This is a genomic window from Serratia sp. 22264 (assembly GCF_052045345.1).
Classification (GTDB): Bacteria; Pseudomonadota; Gammaproteobacteria; order Enterobacterales; family Enterobacteriaceae; genus Serratia; species Serratia plymuthica.
In genome coordinates this window covers 1,688,862-1,700,848 of record NZ_JBQEOY010000001.1, presented here as the reverse complement: position 1 = coordinate 1,700,848, position 11,987 = coordinate 1,688,862, and the positions used below count along the sequence as shown (strand labels likewise).

Here is an 11,987-nt window from a genome sequence, read left to right as displayed (position 1 = left end):
CAAGCAGGCGTGAGGCGAGTGGCAACAACGTCTTTATCGAGCGCTTTATCACGATCAGGGCTGCCCGGCGGAAATAACGCTGCGCGGTGTCACCAGTCGACGTTCACGCGGATCGCGTTCTGCGTGCTGCATGGTGGCGGCTTCACCCTGGATAACTCTTTCATGCAACAAGGGGATAGCCGCATGTGTGGCGAGGATGAGGCTCTCCGCCTCGATAATCGCCTGGCGTCTTTGCGCGCCGGCCGGGATGGTCGCCGCGTGGGTTAAGGCTTTGTCCACCGCGGGGTCACAGAGTTGAGCGATATTGAACGATCCCCGGCAGGCAAAATCACTGTACATGTAGGCTACCGGATCGCCGGAATCCAACACTGTGGCGCGCGACAAAATGAATGCATCGAATTTGCCCGCCAACGCGTCGGCTTCAATGTGGGCGTATTCCCGCACCTCCTGCTTTACTGTAAAACCGGCTGCGCTGAGCTGTTGAGCCAGATAAACCGCGACTTCGGGCAGCTCTGCCCGATCGCTGAAGGTCGCCAGGGTAATGGTTTGGCCTTTCACCGCCGCCGGCGGGATAGCCGGTTGCGGTTGCCGTAATGAGGCGGCCCAAGGTAATGCGGGGCCAAGCAACCCGGTGGCAAGATCGGCACGGCCTTCGTAGACGTTGTCCACTAACTGTTGGCGTTGAACCGCCGCCGCCGCCGCTGCGCGCACCGCAGGATCGCGGAAAGCGCCGACACGAGTGTTCAGATACAGCGTATTGGTGCGCGGCATCGGGACTTCGTGGATCAGCCCCGCTTCAATGAGCGGCAACTGCGATACCGGCAGAGCCTCAACCAGATCGGCGCTGCCGGTTCTCAGGGCGGCGGCACGTGCATTGCTGTCCGGCACAAAACTGACGTCGATCCCCGGTGCGGCGGCTTTCTCGCCCCAGTAACCGTCAAAACGATTTAGCCGTGCGCTGCTGGTGCCGTTGATTTCTGTTAACACGAAAGCGCCGGTTCCGGCCTGCAGCGGATTGACCACGCCGTTGGCGGCGTAGGCTCGTTCAGCGAGGATCGCCAGTTGTGGGCTGGACAGCCGTTGCGGAATTAAAGGATCGGGGCGGGCTGTAGCGATCAGCACGGCATTATCGCCTTCGGCGGTGATCGACAGCTCGACGCCGTCCAGAATGCGTGGTTTCGGCGCGGCATTTATCGCCGCTGAAAGTGAACGCACTACGCTTTGCGCCGTCATTACGCTGCCGTCGTGGAAACTGACACCCTGACGCAGCACAAAGCGCCAGCGGCGTTCATCGATTTGCTGCCATTCAGTCGCCAGTGCCGGCTCGGCATCGCCATTGGCGTTCAGCACCACCAGGGTTTCGGCATTGCTCCAGCGCGAGAGTTTAAACGCATCGTCGCTCAACGGCGTTAACCCGGAGCGGGGCGGCTGCAGCATGGCCAGCCGGATACGTTTTTCTTCGGCGACACTTTCTTTTGGTTTTGCAGGTTCAAAGCAACCGCCAAGCAGCAAACTGCCGGCAAGCAGGCAGCCGGTGGGGCCAATAAAGCGCAGGTTCAGCATGCAAAATACCTCAGGATCTCAGGGCTAAAAGGGGGGTAATGATGGGATTGCGGCGATCAACGCACGGGTAGCGACATGCCGGGGCGATTGCAACAGATCGTAGGTTGGGCGATCTTCCACGATGGCGCCGCGATCCATCACCAGCGTGCGGTGGCATAAGGCGGCCACCAATGAAATATCATGGGAGACCAGCAGCATTCCCATCCGTTGCTGACGGGCAATACGATCGAGCAGGTTGATGATCTGCCGGCGTAAGGGCTGGTCCAGACCGCTGACCGGCTCATCGGCCAGTAAAAAACGAGGTTGCAGCGCGATAGCGCGCGCCAGTGCCACCCTTTGTGCCTGCCCGCCGGAAAGCTGGCCCGGCCTGGCGTACAGCAGGTGTTCATCCAGTTCAACCTGACGCAGAGCACGCTCTGCAGTGATACCCGGATCCTGCGGCAGACCGAGTTGGCGCAGCGGGGCGATAATCAGTTCGGCGACCGTATGGCGTGGATTGAGCGAGGCGTGGGCGTCTTGCGGGACATACTGCACCAAACGTCGGTACCAACGCAGCCGACGAACGGACGCTGGGCGAATCGCGGTACCCTGGCAGAAGATATGGCCGTAATCCGGCGCATCGAGCGCTAGCAGCAGCTTGAGCAAGGTGGATTTGCCTGCGCCGGAGCAGCCAACCAACCCGATGCGTTCTTCGGCATACAGATTCAGATCGGTAGGGCTAAGGCCACCAGATGCCGACGCATATCGCCGACAGACATTCTGCAGGCTGATAAAAGGCAATGCGGCGTTGACCGGTAGGTGACTCATTGGTTATCCCGCCATACTCATAGAGGAGTCATGATCGAATGCCGGGCGCAGTACCGTGGCAACCAGCCGCTGAGTGTAGGGATGTACAGGGTGGCGCAACAGCTGCGCGACAGAGCCGTGCTCGGCTATCGTGCCATTCGCCAGCACGATGGCCCGTTGGCACAGGCTGGCGGCGACGGCAAGGTCGTGGGTGATAAACAGCAGCGCGGGCGCGGCGGGGCGCTCGGTGTAGCGCTTCAGGATATCGATTAACTGATGCTGGCTGACCATGTCCAGTGCGGTGGTAGGTTCATCCGCTATCAGCAGGTTTTTCTCGCCGCTCAGCGCGAGAGCCGCACAAATCCGCTGACATTGGCCGCCGGACAATTGCCCGGGGTAGCGCATCATGATGCTCTCCGGCGGCAGGCCCAGCGCAGCCAAGAGTTCTGTGGCGCAGCGTTGGGCGTGTTCTTTGCTCATGCCGCTCCGGCCACGCAGAGCCATGATCAATTGCTTACCCACGGTGGTCAGGGGATTGAGGCTGGTAAAAGGATCTTGAAAAATGGCCGCCAGCGAGAGTGACTTGCGCTGTTGTAAACGTTGGCCGCTGATTTCTCGCCCCAATAGCCGTATCGATCCGCTGAGTTCGGCACCGTTCGGCAGCGTGCCTAAAATGGCAGCGGCGGTGAGTGATTTGCCTGAGCCTGATGCACCCAGCAGGCATAGCCGTTCGCCGGCATGTAGGGTGAAGTTCAGATCGCTGATTTTGACTTCCCCGTTAATCGACAGCGTCAACTGTTCTACGGTGAGTAACGGCGGGCATTGGTTTTCCATTAGCGTGTCTGTGCGAAGCAGTTATGATATGTAATAACATAACATTCGTTGGCGTGACATGACCAGCAGATTTCTGAAATACTTTGAAATAGTCTAAAGCAGGGAAATCAAGGTATGATGCTCAAGGTATTGTTGTCAGGTTGGTTCTATCGGTGAGAACGTTGATTTTTATTCTGTGCATGGCCGCCTATGTGCTGGTACTGGGTTACCTTGGTGTTTACGTCACCGATAAACTGTGCGAGCAATCCAGTAACTACACCAAGTTGTGCCGTATGGTTGATATCTCCGAGCCGCATATTCCAAAATAAATGACCGTCGTCAACCCAGATAATCGGTAGTGATCAATGGCGTCAGTATCCCGGATAGGCAGGCTAACGTAGCCCATTGCCGCCAGCCTAATCGCGCCAGCCAATCCTGACGCAACGGCGGCGTTGCGAGTTGTCCCAGAGCAACCGTACCGGTGAACATCACTGTCAGGATCACGAATACCAATCCCCGGCTCCAGGAATTAAATTCGATATGCAATATGTTGGCGTAATAGAGTCGCATCAGAATAAAATAGGCCAGCATTAACCAGGCAAAACGCGTTCGTTTTTTCAGCAATTGATAGAGTATAAAAGCGATGAACAGGCTGTGAAACCATGAGATCATTGGCGATTCAATAGGATGCCTGACGCAGACGTTATACACGGCCAGGTAGATATTAAAGATCAACAGTGTATAGACGGCATATATATACCAACCATAGATGACTTTGAGTTTTTGGGTGTTTGGCGAGATAGGGCAATAGTCCGGTATCATTGGGGCCTCCTGAGCTGGATAGCGTTATAACACCGAAGAGCTAAATGAAAATTAAACGCCAAACGGGCTTTATTTTACCCCCAAACGGGAACTAATCAGCGCCTGCTGGGTCTGTTCAAACGGTAATGTCCAGGGTATTTTCAGCGAAAGAGTAATGACACTACATTGATATGAAAAATTATAAAAACGGTCACTCTACGGTATGTTTACTGGTTGCCACGTTGGGACTTTACTTTTTCCTGCCGCCGACGCTCATCGCCTTGTTCTGCCAATGGTTTAACTTGAACCCCTTTTTTCTTATTAGATCCTGGCATCTCAATCCCTTCGCTGCTGCACGCGGGATTCCGATCTATCAGACCTTTGTGCCCATATTAGTGGTATGGCTTTTAATCAATGCCCTGGTGGCGGCCATTTTTTTTGCGATATTGGGTTTATATCGTTGGCTTGGCAGGACAAAGCATCGATGAGTCACCCTTGTGCGCTGACAAAAAGAGGTAGATAAAAAGCACTTTACAATGGATAATGATAGTCGTTATCATTTAATGGTCGGTAAGGGTAGAAGGATTGTCTCCTTATGTGCCACCCAAGCCGGCACGACATTGCTCACATTGCTTCCAATCTTTGTTGCCAGCCTCGCGCTGGCATTTTTTTACTTCTTTTATTTCAGTCTACTAACCCAGCTTACACCCTTGGTTTTTCAGTGACGATGAAACACTTTCCCCGCTCATAAAAAGCGCCGCTATGCTTGAAACTTTTTGTCGATAAAGATAATAATTATCATTAATATTATCTTTTCATTGGATTCAGTGCACTGATAGATCCGCTGCACGTTGTCAGCCAGCGCTGCTGACAGAGAATCTTATTCGGCGTGATTTTGAGTATTTACCAGGGGTTACAGAGATGTCGATGCATTTTACGGTTAAACGATCGCGTCTGTTCTGCGCGCTCGCCATGTTCCTGCCACTAACCTCGTTGGCTGAGGATACTTTGGTTGTCACTGCCAAATCTGCCGATACGGCGGAGGCGGCGACGCAGGGCTATCAGGCTACGACCAGCCAGGGTGCGACGAAAACGGACAGACCGTTAGCCCTGACGGCCCAGTCGATCTCGGTAGTGACTCGGCAGCAGATGACCGATCAGAATGCCCAGACGGTTAACGATACGCTGAAATATGCTCCGGGCGTCTTCACCAATTTTTCCGGTGGCGCCACCCGCTATGACACCATTGCATTGCGCGGTTTTCATGGCGGTGACGTCAATAACACTTTCCTTGATGGCCTGCGTTTGTTGAGTGACGGTGGCACCTATAATGCCTTGCAGGTTGATCCCTGGTTCCTGGAACGCGTCGACGTCATCAAAGGACCCTCTTCGGTGATGTATGGGCAAAGCATTCCGGGTGGATTGGTCGCGCTGACGTCCAAGCGGCCTCAGTTCGCCACGGAAGGGCACGTTAACCTGATGGCAGGCAACAACAGTACTCAGGGCGGCGCCTTCGATGTGACCGGACCGCTGTCTGAACAGTGGGCTTACAGGCTGACCGGCATGACGCGCAGCAGCGAAACCATGTACGACCATCAGCGTGAAGAACGCTATGCCGTCGCCCCCTCATTGCTGTGGCAGCCGGATGAAAATACCTCGCTGTTGCTCAAAGCCTACCTGCAGAAGGATCCTTCCGGCGGTTACCACAGTGCCGTGCCGGCCGATGGCAGCCTCTATTCCAGCTCGGGCGACAAACTGGGGCGCGGATTCTTTGACGGTGAGAGCAGCCGGAATGTGTTCAAGCGCTGGGAGCAAATCTACAGCTATGCCTTCTCTCACAGTTTTAACGACGTCTGGTCTTTCCGTCAGAATGCCAGTTACACCCATTCCAATGTTGAGTTGCAACAGGTGTATCAGATTGGCTGGAATGACGATCACCGTTTGCTGAACCGTTATTACAGCGGTTCTGCCACTTCGCTGGACGCCTTTGCCGTCGATAACCAACTGGAAGCCGACTTTACCACCGGGGCGCTGGATCATAAGGTTATGCTGGGGCTGGACTACCAGCGCTTTCGCAATAATTTGTGGGAAGAATCTGCTGGTGCATCGCAGCTGAATCCTTATACCGGTGTGTCCGGCGGGGCGGCGTTAACCGGCCTGACGCATACCGACTCCAGGCGCCACTACGAGCAGAGCGGCGTATATCTGCAGGATGAAATCAACTTACAGAACTGGTATCTGAACCTGTCCGGCCGCTTCGATCGTATCGAGTCTAAAAATACGACGCTCAATACCGGTACCAGCGATGCGCGCAGCGATGATAATTTCAGTGGCCGTGCCTCCTTGCTGTATCACTTTGATAACGGTCTTTCACCTTACGCCAGCTACAGTACGGCGGTAACGCCTGAGGCGCTGCCCGATCAAAACGGACACATGCTGAAACCGAGCACCAGTGAGCAGTATGAGGTGGGGTTGAAATATCAGCCGCCAGGCAGTTCATCGATTTACAGCGTGGCATTGTACGATTTGACGCAGAAAGACGTTGCCAACCGGGTGGTGCAGCAAAGTTATTATCTGCCGGCCGGCAAAGTGCATTCGCAGGGGATTGAACTGGAAGCGCGCAGCAAGATCAGCGAACGTTTCGATCTGATTGCCGGCTACAGCTACAACAAGGTGAAGTTTAAAGACGCGATCGATGGCAACAACGGCAATACGCCGTATCTGGCCCCCGACCAAATGGCTTCTCTGTGGGGTAAATACGCGGCCGGATTCGGCGTGGATCTTGGCGTTGGGGTACGCTATATCGGCAAGCAGTGGGCAGACAATGAAAATACGCTGCGCATTCCTTCGGTGACGCTGGTGGATGCCTCGATAAGGATGAATTTGGGCAGCGTGAACCCATCAATGAAAGGCGCCTACGTTCAGTTGAACGTCAATAATCTGACCGACAGGAAATACGTCGCGGCCTGTTATGGCACCGGCTATTGCTATTGGGGGGCGGAACGTTCTGTGGTGGCTACCCTGGGGTACGATTTCTGAGGAAAGGGGCCGTATCGCCCCGTCGCTTTGCCGACGGGGCGGTTTTACATTGCTAGAACAGGGAGAAAAGCAACACCACCGGCAGGCTTAGCGGCCAGGTCAAACCAATCGTCAACGCGCTGATAAAACGAATTTTGATGGTATCCCGGCTGACTAAATAGGTAAAAACCATAGAAACTAAAAGGCCTATTAAATAGAAATATTGTGTCGCAACCCACAGCGGTGACATGAAACCTATCCCAGTTGTATTTTTAAGCCGCGAATTCTAGGGGCTTAATTCCACATAATCAATGCTTATTAGTTGTTTATTTAGTTTATTATTTATAACCATATTATTAATGTTGTTATTGGGCTCTGACGTGCACGGGACGGTTCCTGTTAGCGATAATGGGAGAAATCAGGACATAGGTTTACCCGCGGGGGAAACTCAGGAATCTTCGGTGGGGGAAATTGTTCGGCGGCCGTATTGGCGAAGCGGAAGAACATAATTCCCCACTGCTCGCGGTTGCCCAATTAATCGGATAATTTGAAAGCGTTTGGCAGATATAATATGTTGGTAGGCCCTGGAGAACGTGAGGAGAGAGTATGAGTTTTTGGCGAATCGTATTTACCATTATTCTACCGCCGCTGGGTGTGTTGCTTGATAAAGGTATCGGCGGGGCTTTTATCCTCAACATTATCCTGACTGTGTTGGGCTATTTCCCTGGATTGATTCATGCCTTCTGGATCCAGACTAAACAGTAGTGGTGCCATCATCTGGCCCAGCCGTTTTGCACTGGGGGACATGTTCATGTAGTCCGAGACTCTCAACCCTGGTATGCGTTCGCATGCCGGGGTTTTTTACGCCGTTCAGCCGTCTAATAAATGTTGAGGCCGTAGACAAACAACCATGAAAAAAGCATCGCCAACAGACTTACGATGAAAAGGATGGAGATCATTTCCTTCACGTGAAAATTCCCTTTTGATGTTTGGTGTTTTTACTTCCCATTGTTTTTACATGGGATTTTATATCTTAATGGGTAAAAATCCTAGTTTTAAAGTGGTTTTCATGCTGATTTGCAACTGCGTTTAGGTTTGGTTGTGGGAGGCGTCTGTGTGGGCATGCCATCAGGCATCTGGGAAATGACGCGGGGTGAATGGAACGTCAGGAGGAGGGGCGGCCAGCCGCGTTAACTATTCGTAGCTATTGCCGGAATCTGCTGGGGTGAACTATATATCATAGGTCTAAACGGCGTTTGGCCTTGCACAGGCGGGCCGGCGTAACGCCATCATCTTAAAGAAGGAATCAGGTATGAATACAAAACCTACAGTAGTCCTGGTGCATGGATTTTGGGGTGGGGCCGCGCACTGGAGTAAGGTGATTGGCGAATTGTCACGTAAAGGTTATCACTCGATACACGCCGTAGAAATGCCGCTGACATCGTTGGCCGATGATGCCGAGCGTACGCGCAAAATGGTGGCTCAGCAGGCAGGGCCGGTTCTGTTGGTTGGTCATTCGTATGGTGGTGCGGTTATTACCGAAATGGGTAACCAACCCAACGTGGTCGGGCTGGTGTATATCGCCGCCTTTGCGCCGGATGCCGGGGAAAGCCCTGGCGGTATCACGCAGGAACATCCTCCGGCGGCGATGGCTAACCTGGTGCCGGACAGCGACGGTTATTTATGGATTAAACCGGACAAGTTCCATGAAAGCTTCGGCCAGGATCTTTCCTCTGATGAAGCTCTGGTGATGGCGGTGACGCAAAAGGCTCCGCTGGCAAGCACCTTCGGTAACGTTATCAATGAGCCTGCGTGGAAGCACAAACCTTCCTGGTACCAAATTTCCAGCGACGACCGGATGATTTCGCCTGAGAATCAGCAGCGCATGTCGGCCCGGTTGAACGCTAAAAAAGTGATTACGTTGAATGCCAGCCATGCGTCGCTTGCCTCGCACCCAAAAGAAGTGGTCGCTTTGATTGATGAGGCGGCGAGCACCTCATGAAATATCCTTACCAAGGCCTTGCAACAGCGTTTTTTTGCCGCAGGCCGGTTAAACAGGTTTGCTGTGTTCGGCCGCATGCATCGCCAAATAGGCTTTAAGATTCTCGTCGTTAAAACCAAGCACGCCAAGGATCGCGGCCATAAAGCTGACGGGAGCGGTGCCGGGCGCGGTGACGACGCGTTGATCGGCAACGGCGTAAGGCACATCCTGATAGTACGCGGCTCCCGCATAGTTCAGTTGCGACAGATTTTCCGCTGAATTGGAAGTATGGCGGAGATTGTCGAGCACGCCCGACTGTGCCAATACGCGAGTTCCATCGCAAATACCGGCGACGACGATGTTTTTTCGGTGAGCCTCGGCGACCAACGCGGTGATGTCTGGCGCTTGTCCACTTTGCCATGCCGTACCGCCGCAGACGATCAACAGGTCTACATCATCGAGTTCGATGGCTTCAATGGATAGCTGCGGGGTAACGAGCATCCCTCCAGAGGAAACGATGGGGGTGGCTTTGGGTGAAGCGAAACGGGTATCGAAACCGTAATAGCCTCGACAAGTGGAGTTGATCAGAGCGGTTTCCCAATCGGAAAAATTATCGGTAAGAAGAGTTATGGCACGTGTCATTGGCGTGTATTTCCCTATGAGGATGAAAATGGTCCGCGGAATGGTTTACCGCAGGATCCCAAGTTTAATGGGCGCTACTGTCAATTTCTGGCAGGGGTGATTTTTTCTGGCGTTAAAAAGATCCCGCACGACGGCGGGATTAAGGGATGATAGCCTAGCTATTGGATTTTATTCTGGTTATGAGGTGGTGTGGACCTTCAGAAGGTGACACTAACCCACGGAAACTTTATGGACAAGTGAAAGGTTCAAGGCGCTACATGTATCAGAATATCCTCAAAGAGGGTTTTATGCGGTGATGGGGCAGCTTGTCAGCGTTATTGTGGGACCACGTCCTTGTGGATAGTCGTCCTAACGTCGTTTCCGCTTGGTGTTGAAAGTACTTGTTCTTCTTTGCCGCCAATAGAGGACAAAGGAAAATACGACAACTGCCATCAAAACGACGATGATTGCGATTGGAAGTAGTTCCATAGCGCTCACCTAAGATTGCAATTTGGCATCCCATTAAATAGGAATATTCCCAATATAAGCAATGAACAACGCGTAAAGAAAACGTAATTAGGAATTACCTCAGCGCTGATTGTGCTAATGGCAAGAAAGATGAGGATGGGAAAAATGATTTTTCGCCTTGCAACAATGCAGGATATTAATGTGTTGATCGGTTTTGATACCCATGCATCGCATGATCTGCACCGTCACACCGAGATCCGTGAGTGGTGCGAGGCCGGTGTCTGCCATATTGCAGAGCTTGCCGGCGAAATAGTGGCTTATGGCGTGCTGCACTATCACTTTTACGGTTATGGGTTTATCGACATTCTTATGGTCGATGAGCGGTTCCGACGCAGAGGCGTGGGGCGAAAGTTACTCGAACAATTAAAATCGCTTTGCGAGCGCCCCAAGCTGTTTACCTCAACTAACGGTTCGAATTTACCCATGAAGAGGCTGTTACTGGAAGCCGGCTTTACTGAGAGCGGTTGTATTGAGAACCTGGATGAAAACGATCCTGAGAGGGTGTTCTTTTTTCCTGTAAAAGGAACAGCCAGCTAACAAGATTAACTGGCTGTTTTAATAAATATTATGCCGTTTGCTTATGGAAAAGCTCGCGGAATACCGGATAAATATCGTCCGGCTCACGGATATGCTGCATGGCAAAGTTATCGAATTTGGCCTGCAGGTCTTCATATTCGCGCCACAGCGTCTGGTGGGCACGGCGGGTGATTTCAATGTAGCTGTAATAACGCACCATCGGCAGCAGTTTTTTTGCCAACAGTTCGTGGCAAAGCGGTGAGTCATCGGCCCAGTTATCGCCATCCGAGGCTTGTGCGGCATAAATGTTCCATTGAGCCGGATCGTAACGCTCTTCAACCACTTCATTCATCAGTTTTAGCGCGCTGGAAACGATAGTGCCGCCGGTTTCCTGCGAGTAGAAGAACTCCTGTTCATCCACTTCCTTCGCCTGGGTGTGGTGGCGGATATACACCACGTCGACGTTTTTATAGGTCCTGCTCAGGAACAGATAGAGCAGGATATAGAAACGTTTAGCCATGTCCTTGGTTGCCTGATCCATGGAGCCGGAAACGTCCATCAGGCAAAACATTACCGCCTGGCTGGAGGGTTCAGGACGACGTTCATAGTTCTTGTAACGTAAATCAAAAGTATCGATAAAGGGCACGCTTTCGATTTTTTTGCGCAGTTCGGCAATTTCTTTGCGCAGCCGCTCCTCTTCCAGCAATTGCACCGGCTCGGTGTTTTCCAACTGGGTGAGCTCGCCTTCCAGTTCATGCAGGGCACGCCGCTTTCCGGCGGTCATGGCGGTACGTCGCGCCAGTGAGTTTTGCAGCGAACGCACCACACTGATATTGGCCGGCACGCCGTTGGCGGTGTAACCGGCCCGATGAGTTTTGTACTCGGTAAGCTGCTTATACTGATTTTTTTTCAGGTTCGGCAGCGCCAAATCTTCAAACAGCAGATCAAGGTATTCGTCTTTGGATATCTGAAAGACGAACTCATCCTCGCCTTCGCCATCCTGGCTGGCGTTTCCCTGACCGCCACCCCCGCCGCTGCCGCCGCCCTGAGGGCGCTCGACACGGTCATTCTGCACAAAATGGTCGTTACCGGGATGAACGCGGTGGCGAGTGCCACCGCGGCCTTGATGAAACATAGGCTCGTTGATATCGCCATTGGGGATTGAAACCGACTCCCCGCTGTCCACGTCGGTGACCGAACGCTTGTTGATGGCTTCGGCAATCGACTGTTTGATTTGCGACTTGTAGCGGCGCAAGAAGCGCTGGCGGTTCACCATGCTCTTGTTTTTGCCGTTAAGCCGTCGGTCAATAAAATACGCCATACTTCCCCCAAACGACGTTGCCAACTTTCTACGCCATCT

At 52.9% G+C, this 11,987-nt stretch carries 12 protein-coding genes; 5 read left to right on the top strand and 7 right to left on the bottom strand.

Annotation, left to right across the window (positions count from 1 at the left end; all coding sequences use genetic code 11):
• Positions 1–54 precede the first annotated feature (54 nt).
• Genes ACTJJ1_RS07855 through ACTJJ1_RS07845 form a run of 3 tightly spaced genes read right to left on the bottom strand, consistent with a single transcriptional unit; the run spans position 55 to position 3,183 of the window.
• On the bottom strand, positions 55–1,563 hold the full coding sequence (locus ACTJJ1_RS07855) for an ABC transporter substrate-binding protein (protein WP_006325837.1): 1,509 nt from the start codon (positions 1,561–1,563) through the stop codon (positions 55–57).
• A 24-nt stretch (positions 1,564–1,587) separates the two neighbouring features.
• The gene (locus ACTJJ1_RS07850; protein WP_440833042.1) at positions 1,588–2,370 is read right to left on the bottom strand and encodes an ABC transporter ATP-binding protein; all 783 of its coding nucleotides are present in this window, start codon (positions 2,368–2,370) and stop codon (positions 1,588–1,590) included.
• A gap of 3 nt (positions 2,371–2,373) precedes the next feature.
• Complete coding sequence (locus ACTJJ1_RS07845; protein ID WP_440833040.1) at positions 2,374–3,183, bottom strand: ATP-binding cassette domain-containing protein; 810 nt, start codon at positions 3,181–3,183, stop codon at positions 2,374–2,376.
• 152 nt (positions 3,184–3,335) lie between these two features.
• Between ACTJJ1_RS07845 and ACTJJ1_RS07840 the strand changes: the two genes are divergently transcribed.
• Positions 3,336–3,491: a hypothetical protein gene (locus ACTJJ1_RS07840; protein ID WP_004945427.1), complete on the top strand. Its 156-nt coding sequence runs from the start codon at positions 3,336–3,338 to the stop codon at positions 3,489–3,491.
• A gap of 10 nt (positions 3,492–3,501) precedes the next feature.
• Here ACTJJ1_RS07840 and ACTJJ1_RS07835 read toward each other — a convergent pair whose 3' ends face one another.
• Positions 3,502–3,834, bottom strand: coding sequence for a hypothetical protein (locus ACTJJ1_RS07835; protein WP_230554758.1), 333 nt, complete (start codon positions 3,832–3,834; stop codon positions 3,502–3,504).
• Positions 3,835–4,884: 1,050 nt separating this feature from the next.
• On the opposite strand from ACTJJ1_RS07835, the gene ACTJJ1_RS07830 reads away from it, so the two are divergent.
• Positions 4,885–7,002 carry a TonB-dependent siderophore receptor gene (locus tag ACTJJ1_RS07830; RefSeq protein ID WP_440833037.1) on the top strand — a complete coding sequence of 706 codons (2,118 nt, stop codon included), beginning with the start codon at positions 4,885–4,887 and terminating at the stop codon, positions 7,000–7,002.
• Positions 7,003–7,054: 52 nt separating this feature from the next.
• Here the strand turns inward: ACTJJ1_RS07830 and ACTJJ1_RS07825 are convergent, their stop codons facing one another.
• Positions 7,055–7,231: a GhoT/OrtT family toxin gene (locus tag ACTJJ1_RS07825; protein ID WP_004945419.1), complete on the bottom strand. Its 177-nt coding sequence runs from the start codon at positions 7,229–7,231 to the stop codon at positions 7,055–7,057.
• Between the two features lie 356 nt (positions 7,232–7,587).
• On the opposite strand from ACTJJ1_RS07825, the gene ACTJJ1_RS07820 reads away from it, so the two are divergent.
• Both ACTJJ1_RS07820 and ACTJJ1_RS07815 read left to right on the top strand, forming a co-directional pair.
• The gene (locus ACTJJ1_RS07820; RefSeq protein WP_004945416.1) at positions 7,588–7,746 is read left to right on the top strand and encodes a YqaE/Pmp3 family membrane protein; all 159 of its coding nucleotides are present in this window, start codon (positions 7,588–7,590) and stop codon (positions 7,744–7,746) included.
• A gap of 547 nt (positions 7,747–8,293) precedes the next feature.
• Positions 8,294–8,983 (top strand): alpha/beta hydrolase, encoded by a 690-nt coding sequence (locus ACTJJ1_RS07815; protein ID WP_004945412.1) that lies wholly within the window; start codon positions 8,294–8,296, stop codon positions 8,981–8,983.
• A gap of 48 nt (positions 8,984–9,031) precedes the next feature.
• Here ACTJJ1_RS07815 and ACTJJ1_RS07810 read toward each other — a convergent pair whose 3' ends face one another.
• The gene (locus ACTJJ1_RS07810) at positions 9,032–9,604 is read right to left on the bottom strand and encodes a type 1 glutamine amidotransferase family protein (RefSeq protein WP_004945410.1); all 573 of its coding nucleotides are present in this window, start codon (positions 9,602–9,604) and stop codon (positions 9,032–9,034) included.
• Between the two features lie 612 nt (positions 9,605–10,216).
• On the opposite strand from ACTJJ1_RS07810, the gene ACTJJ1_RS07805 reads away from it, so the two are divergent.
• Positions 10,217–10,648: a GNAT family N-acetyltransferase gene (locus ACTJJ1_RS07805; RefSeq protein ID WP_041417349.1), complete on the top strand. Its 432-nt coding sequence runs from the start codon at positions 10,217–10,219 to the stop codon at positions 10,646–10,648.
• Positions 10,649–10,676: 28 nt separating this feature from the next.
• On the opposite strand, the gene ACTJJ1_RS07800 is transcribed toward ACTJJ1_RS07805, so the two are convergent.
• Positions 10,677–11,948 carry a YeaH/YhbH family protein gene (locus ACTJJ1_RS07800; protein ID WP_006325825.1) on the bottom strand — a complete coding sequence of 424 codons (1,272 nt, stop codon included), beginning with the start codon at positions 11,946–11,948 and terminating at the stop codon, positions 10,677–10,679.
• Between the last annotated feature and the right edge of the window lie 39 nt (positions 11,949–11,987).